We start from the raw sequence: 20,907 nt of genomic DNA, 5'->3' as shown, positions 1-20,907 counted from the left end.
TGCTCCTGACATGAATAAGGTTATCCTTTGACGCTGCCTGCAGTAACGCCTTCTATAATCTTCTCCTGCAAAATAGCATAAATAATGATGACCGGAACCACGCTATAGACAATCCCCGCCGACATTTGGGCGTAGTTCATCTGATATTGGTCACGGAATTGCACCATCCCGACCGGGAGTGTGCGCAGCTCGTCATTGGAGAGAAAATAGTTCGCCAGCAGGAACTCGTTCCAATTTCCCAGGAAATTAACAATGAAGACTGTAACCATAGCCGGAACTGTTAAAGGTACAATAATTCTAGCAAAGATACCCGGAGCCTTCAAGCCATCCATGACAGCCGCTTCTTCAATTTCACTCGGTAATGAGCGCATGAACGCCGCCAGAATAATAATTGTGAACGGAATCGCATTGGCAATATAGGGAATGATTAATGCCCAGTGTGTATTCAGGATGTGCAGCTTGCGGACAATCGTGTAGATCGGCAGCATCAGCGCATTGTTCGGAATCAGCATACCGATCAGGACCAGCGAGAAGAGAATTTTGTTCCATTGCCCCTGGCGCATCCGTGTAACCGCAAAGGCAAACATCGAGGCCAGCAGAATTGATACCACTGACGACAGGATAGAAATATATAAGCTGTTAAAAAAGTATGTGCTGATCTTGGCATTCACCCAGGCTTCTACATAGTTCGAGAATTCAAAGCTTTTCGGGATGCCGAACGGATTCAGGGCAATGGCGTTATTGTCTTTTTTAACAGAAGAGAACAATACAAAGAGAAACGGAAAAAGCACAACCACCAGATACCCCAGCAAAGCGATATGCGGCAGACTTTTCTTCAAGGTGCGCGGCATCAGTATTCAATCCTTTCTGTACGACGGGCAAACAGCAGCTGGTAAAGAGCTGTAACCACGAGCGTGAACATAAAGATCAGAACTGCGATGGTATTCCCGTACCCATATTTGAAGTTGGTGATTGCATACTTGATCATATAAGTGGCCATGACCTCGGTCGAACCGGCCGGACCGCCTTTAGTCATAACGATGACGATATCAGCAGCTTTCATTGCACCGGCAATGGACAGCATGATGACAACGGAGATAATCGGCACGATCAGCGGCAGGGTGATGCGCGTGGCACGCTGGAAGCCCGTGGCACCGTCAATGGCTGCCGCCTCATCCAGTTCCCCCGGTATGGACAGAATAGCCGCCAGTACCATTACAATGTAGAATCCGGTCCACTGCCAGGCATTCGTAATCAGAATGGACAGCATGGCAAAGCGTTCATCCGACAGCCAGTAGATCGGCTCAATCCCGACCAGGCCGAGCACCTTATTGAACAGTCCGATATTCGGCTCGTAAATGAAGCCCCACAGGATCCCGATTACCGCTGTTGACATAATGGAAGGCATGAATACGGCTGTTTTGTAGAGCCCTTTCAGCTTCTTTACATTAGCGATCAGTAAGGAGAAAAAGACAATCAGCGGCACCTGGATACATACGGAGAACAGAATGAACCAGCCGTTATTTTTAACTGAAACCCAGAAGCGTTCATCTCCCAGGGCTTTTTTGAAATTATCCAGACCGGCATATTTCACAGTATCGGATACGCCGTTCCAGCTGGTGAAGCTGTAGTAGATGGAGCTGAAGATCGGATAGATGAAGAACATGATGAACAGGACCAGTGCCGGAATAACAAACAGGACGAACACCAGAGGATTTCTTAGTGCTTTATTCATAACAACCTCCACATTGCTTAGACATCACTCTCCCCCACATAGTGGGGCTTTGGCTTCGGGGCTTATTCAGGTACTTTGCGGGGGCCCCGAAAAACTAAAAGTCTTGTTTTTAAAAAAGTACCCTGGAGCAAAAGCAGGCACCAGGGTACATTCAGTTTACCGCTTCTTATTCTACTGCTGCATTCGCTTCTTCCTGAATCTTCTGCAGCGCATCGCCCATCTTCTCAGGTGTGGTCTGTCCGCCAATCAGACTCTGGATCTGAATGTTACTGATTTCTGTAGTCACATCCGCCTGCACCAGGGAGTCAAAGGCAGGGAATGAAGATTGCGAGCCGTTCAGTACGGCTACGATCTCACTCATGAGATCATCGGTAATGTTCTCGTTTAGTACCGCCTGATCAATCTTCATCGCCGGCAATACTCCATCCTCTACCAGACCGCGCAGCTGCATTTCTTCATTAAACATATTCTTAATGAATGATTTCACTGCTGCCAGCTGGCGCTCATCATCACCCGCAGTAGCAGAGAAGCCGTAGCCGTTGTTCACATCGCGCATCAGTGCAGTCTGATCGCCTACACCGCCGTCAACCGGAGGAATATTGAAGAATCCGACCTTGCCGATCAGGCCTTCACCGGATTGACCGGCTTTGAATACGGAGGATTTCCAGGTTCCGTCATACATGAGGATGGCTTCCCCACTGGTGAACTGGGTTGTATATTCAGCATACTCGAAGCCGAGCTCGCCTTTCTTGAAGTATCCTTTGTCTACCCATTCCTTGTATTTCGCGAATCCCTTCACTACATTCGCATCATTCCACTTGGCTTCGCCCGTAGCGAACTTGGCAGTTACATCCGGTCCGGCATACCGTGACCAGAGGTGGTTGGCAAGCATTAATGGTACCCAGCCAGCCTTGGAGGCACCTGCCAGCGGCACTTTGCCGTCAGCCTTAATATCTGCCAGCTGCTGTTCCAGCTCAGCAAAGGTTGTCGGTGCTTTCCAGCCCTTGCTTGTATAGTATTCTTTATTGTAGAAGAAACCTTCACCGGAGCCGCCGATCGGCAGACCGTATATTTTGCCTTCATAAGTAAACGGATCCAGGTTGGAGAACTTATCTTTAATGCCCAGCTCTTCGAGAATAGGAGTCAGGTCGAGCAGCTTACCTTCCTTGGCATAGATTTTGGAATCCGGGCTGCCGAACAGGTCGAAGATTTCAGGCGGGTTGCCTGCGGCCATTTCACCGCGCAGCTTCTCTTTACGGTTCACATCAGAATCTACACCATCCAGCTTGAAGGTGAGGCCTGGCACATCTGCCTGAACTTTGCCAACGACATCCTCCAGGATCGCCAGACGTTTCTGTTTGTCGGCCCCTACCTGGGTATGACGGATTGTCATTTCAAAAGGTTCGGCACTAACGGGTTCCTCGGTAGCTGGTGCATTTGTTGCAGCGGTTTCATTTGTTGCTGCAGGCTCATTAGTGCTGGCTGCAGTGTTGTTGTTATTGCCTCCACAACCTGCCAGCAGCGCTGAGCTTACCAGCATCAGGGACAACAACAGTGTTATACTTTTTCTCATTACGGGTGACCCTCCCTATTTAATGATTTCCCTTACAACTCTTATTATAGAAAATCACAATTGTAATCGTAAGGTTAAGATTCATCTACAATAGGGATAAAAACCTCTAATGTAAGCGAATTCAGTAAGTTTTACTGACATGACCATACCAGAATTATTCATGTTTCATTCAATCCAGTTCATAAATCTGCAATCTCATGTCACACTTCCTATACATTCGATTGAGTCCGGCTAACCCCCAAGCTAACTTTGCGCGAGCGTTACCAGAACAGCTTGCGGAACATGCCCGGACAACTCCAGCGCAATCACTGTTTGAACTGCTGTTTTACAGCACCAAAAAAGCGAAACTTCGCAGACTGGAAGCTTCGCTTTCGTTAATAATGCTATGATATTAGACCAAAGCAGTCTGCATGCGGCCTTCTTCAATCAGGCGGTATGCACGCTTCACTTCTTCGTCGGACGGCGGTTCTACACCTTCAAGCTCATAAGGGCGGCCCAGCTCCTGCCACTTATAAATCCCCATGACATGGTAAGGCAGAATTTCAAATTTCTCTACGCCGCTCAGTGTACCGATGAACCGGCCGAGACTCAGCAGATCCTCTTCTTTATTATGAATGCCGGGCACGTATACGTGGCGAATCCACATTTTACGGTTATTGTCAGATAACCAGCGGGCCAGCTTTAATGTGCGGTCGTTAGATTTACCAGTCAGCTTGATGTGCGCTTCATCATCAATGTGCTTCAGATCAAGCAGCACGAGATCAGTCACATCGAGCAAATCGCTGATCTTCGAACCGTCATTGTATCCATTGGTGTCCAGCGTCGTATGCAGATTCCAGCGTTTCTTCACTTCCGTAAACAGCTGTTTAACGAAATGAGCCTGCAGCGTTGGTTCGCCTCCAGATACAGTAAGTCCGCCGCCGGAAGTTTTATAATAATTCAGGTAAGGTTCGATTTCCGCCAGAACAGCCTCGACGGTCATTTCCTTGCCTTCATTCAGTCCCCATGTATCCGGGTTGTGGCAATATTGGCATTTCAGCAGGCAGCCCTGCATAAAAAGCACGAAGCGGATACCCGGGCCATCCACCGTTCCAAAGGTTTCTAAAGAGTGGATATGTCCTTTAAGCATAAGAGGTCATCCTTCCGAGAAAACTTTAAATTTTAATTAATTTATAACAAGAGTGTACCGCCCTCTTTCAAGGGCGGCAGCTCTTCTAGCTATTTCAGTTCTCACTTAGCAAGAACAGATCTTACATGGAATCGTGGAATGTCCGGTTAATTACATCCAGCTGTTGTTCGCGGGTCAGCTTGATGAAGTTAACAGCATAACCGGATACACGAACTGTCAGTTGCGGATAGTTCTCAGGATGATCCATAGCATCGATCAGCTGTTCGCGGTTAAATACGTTAACGTTCAAGTGCTGAGCGTTGTTGTGGAAGTATCCGTCCATCATGAATACCAGGTTGGACTTGCGGGATTCTTCGTCTTTACCCAGAGCCTTAGGCACGATTGAGAATGTATTGGAGATACCATCCTGTGCATCGGAGTACGGCAGTTTCGCTACAGAGTTCAGAGAAGCAAGTGCACCCTTCTTGTCGCGTCCGTGCATTGGGTTAGCACCTGGTGCGAACGGTTCGCCTTTTTTACGTCCATCTGGAGTAGTACCAGTTTTCTTACCGTATACCACGTTAGAAGTGATAGTCAGTACCGATTGAGTCGGAACCGCATCACGGTAAGTTTTGTTCTTGCGGATCATTGTCATGAAGGTTTCAACCAATTCAACCGCGATGCTGTCGACAGCGTCGTCGTTGTTACCGTAGCAAGGGAATTCACCTTCGGTTTCGAAGTCAATCGCAATTCCTTCTTCGTTGCGGATCGGTTTAACCTTAGCGTATTTAATTGCGCTCAGCGAGTCAGCTGCAACGGACAGACCAGCGATACCGCAAGCCATCGTGCGCAGAATGTCGCGGTCATGCAGCGCCATTTCGATACGTTCATAAGAATACTTGTCATGCATATAGTGAATGATGTTCAGCGTGTTAACGTAAGTCTTAGCCAGCCATTCCATCATTGGTTTGAAGCGTTTCATTACTTCGTTGTAATCAAGATATTCGGAAGTGATCGCCGGATATTCAGGACCTACCTGAGCGCCGGATTTCTCATCTTTACCACCGTTGATTGCATAGAGCAGAGCTTTTGCCAGGTTGGCACGAGCGCCAAAGAACTGCATTTGTTTACCGATACGCATTGGGGATACGCAGCAGGCAATCGCGTAATCTTCACCCCAGTATGGACGCATTACATCATCGTTCTCATATTGGATAGCGCTGGTTTCGATAGAAACTTTGGCACAAAATTTCTTGAAGCCTTCAGGAAGCTTCTCAGACCAAAGTACAGTCAAGTTTGGTTCTGGTGCAGGTCCCAGGTTGTACAGGGTGTGCAGGAACCGGAAGCTGTTCTTAGTTACCCGGGTTGTTCCGTCTTCAGCCATACCGCCGATGGATTCAGTAACCCAAGTAGGGTCGCCGGAGAACAGATCGTTATAGTCAGGCGTACGCAGAAATTTCACGATACGCAGTTTCATTACGAAATGGTCAACAATTTCTTGTGCTTGCTCTTCAGTCAGGGTACCTTCTTCAAAGTCACGTTGTGCATAGATGTCAAGGAAGGAGGATACGCGGCCCAGGGACATTGCCGCACCGTTCTGTTCTTTAACTGCTGCCAGATAACCGAAGTATACCCATTGGGTAGCTTCTTTGAAGTTATTGGCCGGTTTGGAAATATCCATACCATGTTCAGCAGCCATTTGCTTCAGTTCGCCCAGGGCACGGATCTGCTCGGACAGCTCTTCACGCAAACGGATTACATCTTCTGTCATGGAATCCACTTCAAGCTCGGTCAGTTGCTGTTTCTTATCTTTGATCAGGAAATCAATACCGTACAGAGCAACACGGCGATAGTCGCCGATGATGCGTCCGCGGCCGTAAGCATCAGGAAGACCTGTAATTACGCCGGATTTACGCACAGCTCTCATGTCTGGTGTATATGCATCAAATACGCCTTGGTTATGCGTTTTGCGGATGTTCGTGAACATGTCGACGATGTTTTGCGGAAGCTCGAAGCCATAAGCCTTAGTAGCATCGATCATCATCTTAATACCGCCGAAAGGTTGAATGGAACGTCTGAAAGGCGCGTCAGTCTGAACGCCGACAATTTGTTCCTTGTCCTTGTCAATGTAACCTGGTTTGTGGGAAGTAATAGTAGAGACAGTATCCAGGGAAACATCCCATACGCCGCCTTTTTCTCTTTCTTCCTTGCTGAGCTGGGAAATAATCTTCCAAAGTTCAGTTGTATTGCTTGTTGGACCTACGAGGAAATCTTCGTTTCCTTCATAAGGCTTAATGTTCTTACCGATAAACTCGTTAACGTCAACTTTTTTGGACCATTTGCCTTTAACAAAACTTCTCCAACCCGACTTTACTTCTTGTACATCTTTTTCAATCACCGACATGCTAAATCCCTCCATTTATATTTATCATATTTGTAGAGATCGCGGGCTTGAAGGTTGATCCCGTGTCTCGTGATCCCATTGTTATATTGGTTGTTATAAAATTCACAATCGCGATTTCATAACTGGGATCGTTCTTTATATAAACATTTTAGTTTATTTTCTGAAAAAGGACTGTGACAAATATCACTCTTTCGGTGATATTTGTCACTTCCATCCAGTTCCATATTAACCTATAAACTCATTCTTTGCCAAACAATCAGATGTTAGTTGTCGAATTTGCCGTAGAATGCATTGCGGTATACATCAGCAAGCTCGGATACCAGCGGCAATTTAGGGTTGGCAGTTGTACATTGGTCTTCAAATGCACGGTCAGCCAGGTAATCAACACGGGATTCGAAGTCCTTAGGATCGAAACCAAGCGCCGAGAACGATTCTTCGATACCGAGCTTTTTGTTCATTTCACGGATCGCATTGATCAGGCTTGTTACGCCTTCTTCTGTAGTGCGGGCCGGCAGTCCCAGAATGCGGGCGATTTCGGCATAACGCTCGTCAGCTACGAAGTGCGAGTATTTAGGGAACGAAGCGAACTTCGTAGGTTTCTTGGCATTGTAACGGATGACATGCGGCATCAGGATGGCGTTGGTACGGCCGTGTGCGGTGTGGTACTGGCCGCCCCACTTGTGCGCCAAGCTGTGGTTGATACCCAGGAAGGCGTTAGCGAAAGCCATACCAGCCAGTGTCGAAGCATTGTGCATTTTCTCGCGTGCCAGCTTGTCGCCGGTCAGTGCGGATTTCTCCAGCCACTGGAATACCAGCTGAATGGCTTTGATTGCCAGACCATCGGAGTAGTCACTAGCCATAACCGAAACATAAGCTTCAATCGCGTGAGTCAATACGTCCATACCTGTATCGGCAACTGCAGTTCTTGGCAAGCTGTATACAAACTCAGGATCGATGATTGCAACATCCGGAGTCAGCTCATAATCAGCCAGCGGATACTTAGTATTGTTCCCTGTTGTCTTATCAGTAATTACTGCGAATGAAGTTACTTCGGAACCTGTACCGGAAGTTGTCGGAATCGCAACGAATTTGGCTTTATTGCCGAGCTTAGGGAATTTGTATACGCGTTTGCGGATATCCATGAATTTCTGTTTCAGACCATTGAAGTCAGCATCCGGATGTTCATAGAACAACCACATTCCTTTTGCAGCGTCCATCGGGGAACCGCCGCCCAGTGCGATGATGCAGTCCGGCTGGAATCTGTTCATCATGGCTGTACCTTTTTCTACTGTAGTAGTCGAAGGATCCGGTTCAACTTCCGAGAACACTTCGATCGCTACAGGAGTCTGGCGTTGACGCAGATAGTGCTCAACTCTTTCAACATAGCCCAGTTTAACCATCATAGGGTCAGTGATAATCGCTACGCGAGTGATATCAGGCATTTTGGCCAGGTACTGAGTGGATCCCTTTTCGAAATAAATCTTGTCAGGTACTTTAAACCATTGCATATTCACTGTACGACGATTCACCCTTTTCACGTTGATCAGATTGATGGCAGTCACGTTCTGCGATACCGAGTTACGTCCGTAAGATCCGCAGCCCAGTGTCAATGAAGGGATATTAGTGTTATAGATATCGCCGATTGCGCCATGAGTAGAAGGCGAGTTGACGAGAATACGTCCGGTTTGCAGACGGTTAGAGAACTTCATGATCACTTCTTCGTTGTTCGAGTGGATCGCCGAGCTGTGGCCCATACCGCCGAATTCAACAATTTCAGCTGCACGTTCGATACCCTGATCAGCGTTCTTCACTTTGTAGCAGGCCAGAACCGGGCTCAGCTTCTCAGCGGACAGCGGATATTTAGTACCTACGCCTTCAAGCTCAGCTACCAGAATCTTCGTTCCGGCAGGAACCTGGATTCCGCACATTTCAGCAATCTTCACAGCAGATTGGCCGACAATTGCAGGGTTAACTGCACATTTCTCTACGTTCATTGCGCCGCTTGTCAGCTTGGCAGCTTCTTCTTTGTTTACGAAGTAACAGCCGTTCGCAATCATTTTCTTCTTCACTTGGTCAAAGATAGCTTCTTCAATAATAACCGCCTGCTCAGAAGCACAGATCATACCGTTATCGAAGGTTTTGGAAAGGATGATATCCGTTACAGCCTGATCGATATCAGCACTCTTCTCGATGAAAGCAGGTACGTTACCAGGGCCTACGCCGAGTGCCGGCTTGCCGCAGCTGTAAGCTGCCTTAACCATTGCCGATCCGCCGGTTGCCAGAATCAGTGCAACGTCAGGATTGTTCATCAGTGCATTTGTTTTGTCCATTGTAGGAAGCTCAATCCACTGGATGAAGTTCTCAGGTGCACCAGCTTTTACGCCTGCATCGTGAAGAATTTTGGCTGCTGCCGCACTACACTCTTGCGCTGACGGGTGGAAACCGAATATAATAGGATTACGTGTCTTTGCCGAAATCAACGCTTTAAACATCGTGGTGGATGTTGGGTTGGTTACCGGTGTGATACCCATGATAATTCCGACTGGTTCAGCGATCTTCTGGAAGTTGTCATAAGCGTTATCCTCAATAACGCCTACTGTCTTGTCGTACTTAATTCCGTGCCAGATATATTCAGTTGAGAAGATGTTCTTCGTAATTTTGTCTTCGTATACGCCGCGGCCTGTTTCTTCAACAGCCAGCTTAGCGAGGTACATATGTTTGTCGAGTCCGGCGAGCGCCATTGCGTGAACAATTGTGTTCGTCTGCTCTTGATCCAGCGCCATGAACGCTTCATGCGCTTTCTTTGCTTTATCCACCAAAGTCTGAATATATTCTTCAGCGGTGGTTTGTTTCACTTGGGCGGCGACTTCGTTTTTAACTGCCATCTCCCTCGTCCTCCTGTCAATTTTTAGGTTGTTTTTCTCTACACATTTATCTTAACACATCCTTTCCGCTTTGCATAGTGAAATCTTTCACAAAGTATAAAGTTTTTTTTGATTTGTTTTCAAAGCGCTTTCATTCGATCATATCCTAGCATTATTTCCATTTTATATGTGATTATTTATTGATATTTGTCTGAATTGCGAACTACTCCGCTTCAAATCAACCTCCAATGTGAGCTACTCTTTCCGCAATACGCTCTTACAGCCATATTTACAGGTAAATAATACCAGATATTTTTTTGAATCTTGATTTCTGCTCCTCACATTCTCCTCTTCTGAAATATAAATATAAATCTGCCTCATAGAGAAAAGTAATGCATCCGCCCACTGCCGGCTGGGAATTAGGTTGAGTTAGAGAATGAAGCTGAGGACTGGGAATCCGCTATTTGCGCAAAGCTGGCTGATTCTATACTTTGCAACAGTTCCCACCAACAAAAAGAAGGCAGGAGACTCTGTCTCCTGCCTTAACCTCAGCCGTTACCCGTGTGCCAGGCACCGGAACTATTCATTAATCAGCTTGCCGCCGGACGGAGCTGATCTTTCAGCTCCCCTACTCTACCTTGATCGTGTCGAAGAACTTCTCCTGTACGGTTTTGGCTGCAGCATCGAGCTGGGCCTTGGAATCCGTACCATCCTTGGAGAACAGCTCCTGGATTACGTTGGACATGGTTGCATAGTAGTCCTGAGTGTTGTACTGCGCTTCAGGCTTGCCGTCCAGGAGAGCCATGATGTCCGGATTGTACTGATATACAATGTCGGAGAACTTGTCATACACGGCTTTGGTCTTCTTGCCGAAATCAGAATCAGCAGCATAGTAGTCGAGAAGCGGCGGGATGAAATACTTGCCGTCCGCTTTGCGCTGCTGCAGAATCGCATCAAGCGCATCCAGGCCTTTATCAGAGAAATAATCGAAAGTAATATAACGGAACGCCATTTCCTGCTCATCCTTGGAAGCGTTCGGGTTGATGACGAGATAATCGCCGCCGAGGACGCCGGTATGCTTGCCGCCTTTTTCAGCAGCCGGCATTGGATAGGTCAGTACGTCCGCAGGCTTGAGTCCGCCCTGGTTGAGCGCCTGCTCGATAACGCCGTCAGATCCGGCCATTACCATCGCAGTACGTCCTTGCTGGAAGGCGCCTACAGCGTCACCCCAGCCGAGTGCCCAGTCCTGAGGGACAGCCTTCGCTTCCCATCTCAGCTTCTTGTAGAAGTCGAGCGCCTTCACGCCGGCCTCCGAATTGAATGTAGCTACAACCTTGCCGCCTTCAATCTTCTGGATTTCCCCGCCCGCCTCAAACAGGAAGTTGGTCCAGTTCCAGCCGGCTTCATTTCCTTTACCCATCGGGGCAATACCGGAGATGCCTTTCTTGGCATCTGCTACACCTTTAGCCGTGTTCAGCATATCATCCCAGGTCCAGTCCATTGGAGGGACAGCTACACCTTTTTCATCGAGCATCTTCTTATTGATCATAGTTGTGGTGACATAACCCTTTTGCGTTACGCCGTACACCTTGCCGTCAATAATGAACTGGTTCTGCAGTACAGGGTTGATCTGATCCTTGAATTCATAATTGTTCCACAGATCGGTAATATCAGCGACCCAGCCCTTCTCCACCAGGAATTTCGCTTCAGTCGCATACGTATTGAAGAAGGTTGGCGCTTCGTTGGCAGCCATTTTCACTCCGATTTCACTTACGTTGTACTGCCAGTCATCCTTGACAATCTCTACATTCGGATAGACTTCCTGGAAGCGTTTGATTCTGTCATCCTCCTGCGCTCTTACCTCGGTAAGGTCAGGGGTAGGATAGTGAATTTTGATCGTTACTTTTCTCTGGGTGATATCATCTGCCGGTGCCTCTGTAGGAGCCGTGGTCTCTTCTGCCGCAGTGGTAGCCGCAGGTGCATTAGTCGCCTCTCCTCCGTTTGCCGCCGGCTTGTTCCCGTTATTATTGCCGCCGCATGCGGACAATAACGATCCCGCCACCAGGAGACATGCTAGTACGCTGGAATATTTACGCATTGAAACTCCCCTTTTCAATTCATAATTAGCTTACAAATTCATCATAAAAGAGAAACCGTTTACAAACGAGGTGTATTTATATTACTTTCATGTGCAGGTTTACGATCCGTAGCAGCTTAAGACATATTCCTGCTCATCCCTTAACCGCCGACAACGATACTCCGCGCATAATAAACTTCTGGAAGACCAGGAACACCAGAATCGGCGGCAGCGACACAAGGAACAGAATGGCAAATTTGATGTTCGTGTTCAGCGCTTTTACATTAATGACATACTTATAGATAGCTGTTGCAAGCGTATATTTCTCCTCACTGTGCATGACAAGCGACGGCCAGAACCAGTCGTTCCAGGCAGTGGAAAAGATAAAGATTGCCAGCGTCGCAAAAATCGGAATAGACAGCGGAACAGCGATGGTGAAGAAGCTTCTTGGTTCAGAGGCCCCGTCAATCCGCGCGGCTTCCAGGATCTCCGGATGAATTCCGTCGAAGAAGTTCTTAAGCAGCAGGAAGAAGAACGTATTCGCCCCCGCCGGCAGCCAGAAGGCCGCATACTGGTTCAGCAGCCCCAGCTCCTTAAGGTTGACAAAGTTCGGGATCATGTAGCTTGTAGCGGGAATAAACAATGTCATCAGGAAGAAGAAGTAGAAGCCCCGCCGGAACGGCACATTCATCCGCGAGATGCTGAAAGAAGCCAGTCCCAGCACGATCAGGGTCGCCGCCATATTTCCTACAAAGATATATAATGTGTTTCTCAGGAACATCAGCAGATCAATATAATTCAGCGCATCCTTAAGATTGCCGAAATGCCATTCCTGCGGGAAGAAATGCGGCGGGAAGGAATTGACCTCGACATTGGATTTCAGCCCGTTGAACATCGTCATGAGGATCGGGTACAGCATGCTGAAGACCATCAGAAGAATGAAAAATATCATGATTCCGTATACGATTTTGTTGCCGGTTTTCTTAAGATCATGCTCCGACAGAATGCCTCTTTCTGCGCTCTTCATCCTAGTTGTCCTCCTTGTTAAGCTTGAACTGTAAAATGCCCAAACCGCCCAGAACAACGAACATCAGCATCCCCAGCGCAGTAGCCGTACCATAATCCAGTCTTGTAAAAGCATACTTCACAATGAGCAGCGCATAGGTCAGCGTCGCATTGTTCGGACCGCCGTCCAGGAGCGCCATCTGCGACTGATATCCCTGCGAGGTGGCAATCACCTGCAGAATCAGCATCAGCAGAATCAGATTGCGCAGCGACGGCAGCGTAATATGGCGGATGCGCGCCCAGACGCCGGCGCCGTCAATTTCGGCGGCTTCATACCAGTCCCGCGGAATACTGAGCACGGCAGCCAGGTAGATCAGCATCCCCGACCCGAACTGCTGCCAGGTCTCCATGAAGACCAGTGAGATCATCGACCACCTCGTATCCGTGAGGAAGGCGATCTGTTCCGCCCCTGTGCTGCCAATCAGGGCATTGATCGGTCCGACCGGATCGTAGAGCCATCTCCATAACCCGTAGAGCACAACAGCGGGCATAACATACGGCAGATATGCAGCCACCCGGACGAATCCGCCGAATTTCCGCAGCTCGGAGATCGCGATGGCGAAGGCTATCGGAACCCAGAAGCCGATTACAAGGCAGAGCAGCATGTAGTACAGGGTGTTTTTCACCGCAATCAGTACATCCGGGTCAGTAAGGGCTCTGGCATAGTTGTCCATGCCGACGAAGGTATTTCCTTTGACGAAATCCACCGTGTAGAAGCTATACAGGAACCCTTTGAAGATAGGGACCCACATGAACATAATGAAGATGACAATCGCGGGGACGAGGAACAGAAAGCCCCATAAATTCTTTTTCCAGCGGTTTTGCTTGTACGGCTTGCGCTCAAGCTCCGCCGGCGGGTGATCGTGTAACGCAGCAGACTGGTTCATGCTTGCTCCCTCATTTCTTTCGTCTTTCAGCACTTTCGCAAAGTGCCTCCTACCTTAATTGTAGGAAAAGACGGAGAGGCCGAACATGTCTAGTTCTATGCCAATCGTAAGCATTCTTACTTCTTCAGCTCGCTGGGGCTGATCCCGTAATATTTTTTGAAAATCTTGCTGAAATGCTCCGGCGATTCATACCCGACCCGCTCGGCAATCTCATACCGGCGCAGATCGGTATTCAGGATCATCTCCCGGCTGTCCTCCATCCGCAGCTTAATGACATATTCCCACAGGTTATGGCCTGTATTTTTCTTAAACAGATAACTTAAATAATTAGGGCTGACGTGATTTTTCTTCGCGACCTCATGAATAGTCAGGCCCTTCTGGGCGTAATTCTCGTCAATATATTCCTTCGCCTTCTGCACAATCAGATTACTGTGCGTATGCAGCTCTTCAGCGGAAGGCTCGGCAGCATAATTATTCCAGTTGAAATCCCCGTAGTAGAATACATAATGATCCACATGCTCCTTGTTCCAGAGAATGGCCTTCGAGGCCTGGCGGTTCAGCACATCGATGAAGCTGAGGCCTTTCAGAATCTGGCTGATGCCGATAACCGCATTAAGCTGCAGATAACGGTGGATATTGAAGTGCAGGCTGCGGCCCAGTACATCCAGCCTGCCTACCTGGCCTGTAGCCGATTCCTCATAGCTGCGTTCATCCCACTGGATAATCACTGTAATCTCGCCGTCCGGTGAATAGAATGCGGTTGAGTTCCACTCCTGGTCCAGCAGCTCCTTGGCAATATTCAATGCCGCATAGCGCAGCAGGCCGTGGTCACGGTGAGTATACTTCTGCTCGCGGTATCCTTCCGGGAAGGGCAGCTTGATTTTGAGTATGGCAAAGAACGGCCCCTGCAGGCTCAGCTCCTGCAGCTTATGCAGCCCCTCTTCTGTCCCCAGCACTGCCGCCGTCTCGGTTAGCAGCTTGTTCAGCAGCTGGCTGTACTCCGGCAGCGGCTCCTCCAGGCGGAAGCTTTCAGGGCTCCCGGCCATGTAAGTTGACAGCTCAGGTGACGGCTTATCCAGCTTAAGGACTACACTCCTTACTGAATCAAGGAACTGCTCGCTGTTCAGCGGTTTGATCAGATAATCCTTGGCCCCCAGCCGGACCGCCATCTGCGCATACTGGAAGGTCTCATGCGCCGAGATGACGATGGTCTGAACCCATGGTTTGGTCATTTTGGCATGCTGCATCAGCTCGATTCCGCTCATTGCGCCCATTTGGATGTCCGTGACGAGCAGATCAATCTCCTCCATTCGGATGCAGTCCAGCGCCTCAAACCCGCTGCTGGCGGTATAAATATGGTCAATGTCCAGTCCCGAGGCTGCCAGCAGGCTGCTTAGCCCCTTGCAGATCAGCGGCTCATCATCAACAACCAGTATGTTGAACATCAGGATCTCTCCTCTACTCTATAGTCTCTGATTTCGGCAGTGTCACTGTTACCACTGTTCCCCCGCCTGTCCGCGGCCCGTATCGGATTCCGTAGTCCGGCCCGAAATGCAAATGCACCCGCTGATTGATATTCCGGATGCCGTAGCCGCTGACCGGATTGGGGCTCTCATCATTCAGCACCTGATCAATGGCTGTATAATCCACCTGCTTATAGCCGTTATCCTCAATGGTAATCAGGATCATCTCCCCTTCCAGAACCGAAGTAATGATGATTTCCCCGTCCTCATCCATGTTTTTAACCCCGTGAATAATGGCATTTTCGATTAACGGCTGCAGGGTGATCTTGGGAATCAGATTGTTTTTGGTTTCAGGCGCTATATTCCAGATCACGCTGAACACATAATCATACCGGTGCTGCTGCAGCTTGATGTAGGCACTGGCATGCTCCAGCTCCTCTTCGAGCGTAATCAGCTCGCGCCCCCGGCTTAAGCTGATCTTCATCAGCTTGGATAATTCCTTGATCATTTCCGCGGATTCCACATTGCCTTCCAGCGAGCTTTTCCAATAAATACTCTCCAGGGTGTTGTACAGCAAATGCGGGTTGATCTGCTGATAAAGCAGCTGCAGCTGTGACTCCTTCTGCTTCAGCTCCATCTGGTATTTGTACATAATCAGGCTGTTCAGCCGGCGGGCCATATCATAGGTTGATGCAATCAATACGCTGACCTCGTCGTTGCTTCCTCTCCGGGGCGTCTCAGGCACACGGTTGCCGGGCTCATACTTGCGCACAAAGAAAGCCAGTTTCTGCAGGGGAGTCATCAGTGAACGCCAGAAATAGGTGATAATAATCAGCCCGAACAGCGCGTAGGCAACCGTTATGTATTGAATGACCCGTTTCATTTCGTTCTGCTGCTGCAGCAGCGCCTTGACGGGAACCTTATAGACCAGCTTTTGCTCAAAGGCATGATTGTTGTTCACGACATAGATGAAATCATCGGTAATGATATCCTCAGTCCCCTCAGGATCTCCGCCTTCTGAGCCCTCCGGCAGCACGATTACGTCCCCCGTTGAATTCGTGGTGGAGGCCAGCACACGGTTATTCATATCCGTCAAAAAGATTTCCCCGTCAGGCAGGGAGATGGACTTCAGGGATTCACCGATCTTGGATTCCATCTTGGTGACAACCAGCACGCCGATCGTTCCCGCGCCCCGGTAAATATTATTAACTGCCCTGACATAAGTCAGCGTCTTGAGATCCTCGGCCTGCGGGCTCAGCTTCTCCGTGAACATCAGATAGCCGTGGCCTTTCTGCTGTACCACCTGTTCGAACCAGTAGGGCATTTCGCCTTTGGAGAAAAAATACACCCCCGCCTTCTTCACCTGCGGAAAATTCGGTGCAAAAAAGTAATAATTGTCCGGATCGTACACATACAGCGAGTAGTAAATCCCGTCGCCCCGTTCGGCTCCCTGCGAGTAGCTGCCCAGCAGCTTTTCAATCGTCTCATAGCGTTTGACGCGTTCCAGCACCTGATCATCCCCGCTCATATTCAGCTGCTGCAAAACCGGATTCTGGATAACGGTCGTTGTTATTTTGTTGACTGTATCAATATCCCTGTTAATAATGGCGAAATTCTGCTTATTCAGCTCAACGTAGGCATTGGTTACATGGCGTTTGAGAATCTCCTCCGCCTTGTAGTTGCCGTAGCTGTTAAGAATCAGGATGGGCGAGATCATAATCAGAAACAGCAGGATTAGCTGCTGCTTGACGTTCAGCTTCACAATCGGCTTGATAAGCACAGATAACATCTGGAACACCTCCAGTTTCAATAATATAACAAACCTACAAACGCTTACATAGGTCTTTTTCAAAGTTAATTATGCTTATTTATACGGAATATGAAAAACAGCCCTGTCCGTTAATCACGGAGCAGGACTGTCTGTCTTCACGGGAGAGCCTCTTTAGTACTGGATCGTTAACTCTCCATACATTTCCGGACTCTCATCCGTACTCTTCTGCTTGAGGACAAGTGAAACCTTCAGGGCAGTACCGCCTGCACTGGTCGTCTGTGTAACATCCTGCTTCCCGTCCAGAACGGATTGCAGCAGCACATTCATCTCGTCCGCAGAGGCCCCGGTATGCCGGGCAATAATCTGGCTTGCCGCCTTCATCTGCTTCGTATCGATCCCGTTGAAATAGACTTGAATTTCCAGCTGATTGCGGAAATCCCCTGACGGGAAGGTGGCATAATCAATATCTTCCGTGTGCATCAGGAAACAATACCAGCCGTCCTTCCGTTCTTCATCGGACACATCGAACCCGAATTGCCGGCCGACTTCTTTCACTGCGTCAATCCGCACAGCAGCTTCCTTCTTAAATGCCTCGGCGGCCTGCTGGGCAGCCTGCTGCACTGCAGCCTGGGCAGGACTTGCTTTCTCATCGATCGGATGCTCGGGGTCATATTGAATAGCAAACGTGGTGACCTCATCCTGCCAGCTCTGCCCCCCGGCAGCAGGCGGCTTCTTCGAGACCAGAATCAGCCCGCCCTGGCCTCCGGCGATGAATTTCTCCCCGTCCCATAACACCACATTGGTTCCTTTACCGCTGACACTGGCATTGCCGGTCAACTTGAAGTTCACCCCGTCACTGGACAGATACAACCCCTTTGGACCTTTTGCCACAAACTGCTTGCCGTCCGAAGCCACACTGGACATGTATTCATTACGGCTGCCGGTCAGCTTCCACTGGATTCCGTTCACAGAGGCGGCGAAGATCTCTTTACTCTTCCCCGGGGTTACATTGGTCGAATAGGCATATCCCGCTACCAGACTGAACTGCTTGCCGTCCCATAGGATGTCCTCAGCGGTAAAGCGGTACTTCACATTGCCTTCTTCAATCACAGCTTTCTTCCAGGTAACTCCATCGGCCGAGGTATAAACCTGATGCCAGCTGATCTGTTCCTTGGCTCCGCTTGGTGTCTCGCCATTCGCTGCAAGGCCGATCATAATCTTGCCGTTGCTGATGATTTTGGTCAACCGCGGTTTGTATGCAGTCAGCTTGCTCCAGGTAAGCCCGTCCGTTGAGGTCATATACCCGTCATATGTATTGACATAAAATTTGCCGGCCTGATATGAAATGCCGTATGCGATATCTGCCTTCACCGGAAACTTTTTCTTCTCCCAAACACCGGGACTTGATGAGTAGAAGTAGTCATGCTCCCCGGAGAATACCGATCCTGTCTTTTGTGCAGCGAGCAGCAGAACCGTTCCTTTGCCGGCAGCCGCACCTTCCCATGTATATGCTATCCCGTCATAACCCATTGCTACGCTTGTCCAGTTATAGCCGTCCGGAGATTCCAGAAGATCACCTTCGCTGCCTGCAGCCAGATAACGCGAATTTCCGTCATGAACAAGAATATCTACATCGATGCCCAGCCGCTTCCGGACCACATCGGCATTCTTCATGGTGTCCGAGACGATGACCGTGCCGCGGTTGCCGACTTCAATATACCGCTTGCCGTCAAACATAATTTTATTGATATTCGCCTTCTTCCCGGCCGAATTCTGATTTCCCAGCGGCTGCAGGAATTCTGTAGAATCAGACCACCGCTCCCATTGCCTGCCGTCATCCGAGCGCAGCACCAGTCCGCGGTAACCGGCAATCCAGTACTGCTTGCCGTCCCACATAATGCTGTTCATTGCAAGACCCGCAAAGCCGGGAGATTTGCCGTACTGCGCCTGAATTTCGGCACTTACCGTATATCCAAGCTCCTTATTGTTCATAATCTCTGTCCAGTTCACACCGTCTTTGGACGTGTAGATCCGGCCGGTATAGAGACTGATGTTGCCGTCCCAGCCGATGGCTGTATAGGTGCCGTTGGCATAGATGATATCATCCAGCCCGGCCCCGGAATGCTTGCGCACCGCAGCCGGAACAATCTCCTTCCAGGTATTAAGGTCCGCTGACTGATAGAGGGTGCGGTCAGCCATAATGAGATATTTCGCGCCGTCATAAATAATCTTCTTGCCGAGGGAGACCTCCGCAAGGCGCAGGCTCCACGTATTGCCGTCCGGCGAGGTCATAATCACCCTTTCACGCAGCGTGGCTGAAGGCTCCGTGCTCTTGCTTCCGGCCTTGCGGGTACCGGTGCTCACTGACCAGTTACCGACAGCCACATACTTCTTGCCGTCATAGATTACACTGTCGACAGCCAGAGCCGTAAGCGGAAGTGTGCTTGTCCAGTTAATTGTGTAATCCTTATTCTCCAGCTTCCTATCCTCTGCCGGAACCAGCTCGCTAAGGGTATAAGCACGGTTCAGCTTCCCGTTTGTCCAGCTGTAGCCGTCCTTCGAGACTTTGAGCGCCCCTTTATTCCCGGCAGCAACGAAGCCGGCTCCGCTGGTAGCCACAGAATGGTAACTCTCTGTTCCTTGCGTGTGTGTTGCCTGCCATGTTCTGGCATCTGCCGATGTCAGAATCGTCCCTTCCTGCCCGACCGCCACATAAGTGCTCCTGCTGTTGACAGCAACATCGTACAGATCACTTGATTCCAGAGACTGGGCGGTTTTGTACCACTGGACCGGGCCGGCAGCCGCCTCTGCTCCACGTGTTCCGGCCAGCGGCCAGGGCAGAAGCAGTGCACAAATGAATAATAATTTCAAACGCTTTCGCCGCAACAAAATCAACTCCGCACTGTTTATACTTGTAAAACAGGGTAATTATACCAATAACCGTGCAGATATCTATATAACTCTTTTCACTATCATTTGTTGAAACAGCCTCCCCCAGCTTATGAACCCTCTGCCTGTTAATGCACGCTGCACAGCAAAACAGCCAGCCCCTGTAAAAGGGCCGGCTGCCTTGTGCGCATCCGGTTAGATATTGTTCGCGAACCTGTTCAGCTGCAGCCAGGAGGCGCAGGCTTCACTCCACGATTTGGTGTGCGGCTCTTCTTCCGCCAGCCCCAGCCCGTGTATGCCGTGAGCATAGACATGCAGATCATAAGGAACATTATGCCGGCCCAGAGCTGCGGCGAACTGCAGGCTGTTCTCCACTGGAACAGATGCATCATCCGCAGTATGCCAGAGAAAGACCGGCGGTGTTTCGGCTGTCACCTGAAGCTCGCTGCTCAGGCGCTTGACCAGCTGCTCATCAGGTGCCTCTCCCAGCAGATTGGTCTTCGAGCCCTCATGCGTTACCCCGTCCCTCATGGATATGACCGGGTAACACAGAATCAGACAATCCGGCCGGCTGGACTGATGCTCCACCGGATCCCGGTGATCCGGATTGCCCTGATCGTACAGGACACCGGCGGTTGAAGCCAGATGTCCTCCGGCAGAGAAGCCCAGGATGCCCAGACGGCCGGGATCAATGCCGAATTCTTCCGCGCGGTGGCGGATCGTCTTCAGTGCTCTTTGTGCATCCTGTAGCGCAGCCGGGTATCTGTAAGGCGCAACACGGTAGCGCAGCACAAAGGCGGAAATCCCAAGTGTATTCAGCCACCGGGCGACCGGAGCCCCTTCATGCTCGGCGCGCATGCCGTACCCGCCTCCCGGGCAAATCACAATAGCGGCATTATGCTTGCCGTCCACCAAATACGGAGTAACCGCCGGCCGGTCCTCATCACCGGTCCCCAGTGCGTGAGGCGCACCCTCAGGCCATAGCAGCAATGTTTCCATCCTCATCCCTCATGCTTTCCTTCAATAGTATAATAGGCGGAGGAAAATACTTCCTCCAGGCCATTCTACCAA

Annotated in this window: 13 protein-coding genes; all 13 read right to left on the bottom strand. The window is 49.6% G+C overall.

Translation table 11 applies throughout. From position 1 onward, the window contains the following. Positions 1–20: 20 nt before the first annotated feature. Positions 21–851, bottom strand: coding sequence for a carbohydrate ABC transporter permease (locus tag LOS79_RS03305; RefSeq protein WP_315416263.1), 831 nt, complete (start codon positions 849–851; stop codon positions 21–23). Then, on the bottom strand, positions 851–1,735 hold the full coding sequence (locus LOS79_RS03300) for a carbohydrate ABC transporter permease (RefSeq protein WP_315416261.1): 885 nt from the start codon (positions 1,733–1,735) through the stop codon (positions 851–853). The genes LOS79_RS03305 and LOS79_RS03300 overlap by 1 nt, the downstream gene beginning before the upstream one ends. 166 nt (positions 1,736–1,901) lie before the next feature. After that, positions 1,902–3,308, bottom strand: a complete 1,407-nt coding sequence (locus tag LOS79_RS03295; protein ID WP_315416260.1) for an extracellular solute-binding protein — start codon at positions 3,306–3,308, stop codon at positions 1,902–1,904. Between the two features lie 391 nt (positions 3,309–3,699). Continuing rightward, the gene (gene pflA / locus LOS79_RS03290; RefSeq protein WP_315416259.1) at positions 3,700–4,437 is read right to left on the bottom strand and encodes a pyruvate formate-lyase-activating protein; all 738 of its coding nucleotides are present in this window, start codon (positions 4,435–4,437) and stop codon (positions 3,700–3,702) included. 121 nt (positions 4,438–4,558) lie between these two features. Then, positions 4,559–6,820, bottom strand: coding sequence for a formate C-acetyltransferase (gene pflB / locus LOS79_RS03285; RefSeq protein WP_315416257.1), 2,262 nt, complete (start codon positions 6,818–6,820; stop codon positions 4,559–4,561). Positions 6,821–7,083: 263 nt separating this feature from the next. Then, complete coding sequence (gene adhE, locus LOS79_RS03280; RefSeq protein WP_315416256.1) at positions 7,084–9,705, bottom strand: bifunctional acetaldehyde-CoA/alcohol dehydrogenase; 2,622 nt, start codon at positions 9,703–9,705, stop codon at positions 7,084–7,086. Positions 9,706–10,312: 607 nt separating this feature from the next. Next, positions 10,313–11,782, bottom strand: a complete 1,470-nt coding sequence (locus LOS79_RS03275; RefSeq protein WP_315416254.1) for an ABC transporter substrate-binding protein — start codon at positions 11,780–11,782, stop codon at positions 10,313–10,315. Between the two features lie 133 nt (positions 11,783–11,915). Continuing rightward, positions 11,916–12,788 (bottom strand): carbohydrate ABC transporter permease, encoded by an 873-nt coding sequence (locus LOS79_RS03270; protein ID WP_315416252.1) that lies wholly within the window; start codon positions 12,786–12,788, stop codon positions 11,916–11,918. A gap of 1 nt (position 12,789) precedes the next feature. Beyond that, complete coding sequence (locus LOS79_RS03265; protein WP_315421957.1) at positions 12,790–13,713, bottom strand: carbohydrate ABC transporter permease; 924 nt, start codon at positions 13,711–13,713, stop codon at positions 12,790–12,792. Positions 13,714–13,829: 116 nt separating this feature from the next. After that, a complete protein-coding gene (locus LOS79_RS03260; RefSeq protein ID WP_315416250.1) occupies positions 13,830–15,158 on the bottom strand; it encodes a response regulator in 1,329 nt (442 codons plus the stop codon). Positions 15,159–15,171: 13 nt separating this feature from the next. Beyond that, positions 15,172–16,965: a cache domain-containing sensor histidine kinase gene (locus tag LOS79_RS03255; protein ID WP_315416248.1), complete on the bottom strand. Its 1,794-nt coding sequence runs from the start codon at positions 16,963–16,965 to the stop codon at positions 15,172–15,174. Between the two features lie 153 nt (positions 16,966–17,118). Continuing rightward, positions 17,119–19,818, bottom strand: coding sequence for a beta propeller repeat protein (locus LOS79_RS03250; protein ID WP_315416247.1), 2,700 nt, complete (start codon positions 19,816–19,818; stop codon positions 17,119–17,121). Between the two features lie 213 nt (positions 19,819–20,031). After that, positions 20,032–20,835, bottom strand: coding sequence for an alpha/beta hydrolase (locus LOS79_RS03245; RefSeq protein WP_315416246.1), 804 nt, complete (start codon positions 20,833–20,835; stop codon positions 20,032–20,034). Between the last annotated feature and the right edge of the window lie 72 nt (positions 20,836–20,907).

The sequence above is a fragment of the Paenibacillus sp. MMS20-IR301 genome (assembly GCF_032302195.1).
Taxonomy (GTDB): Bacteria; Bacillota; Bacilli; order Paenibacillales; family Paenibacillaceae; genus Paenibacillus_AQ.
The sequence above is the reverse complement of the archived record's forward strand: the minus strand, read 5'-3'. Positions and strand labels throughout refer to the sequence as shown.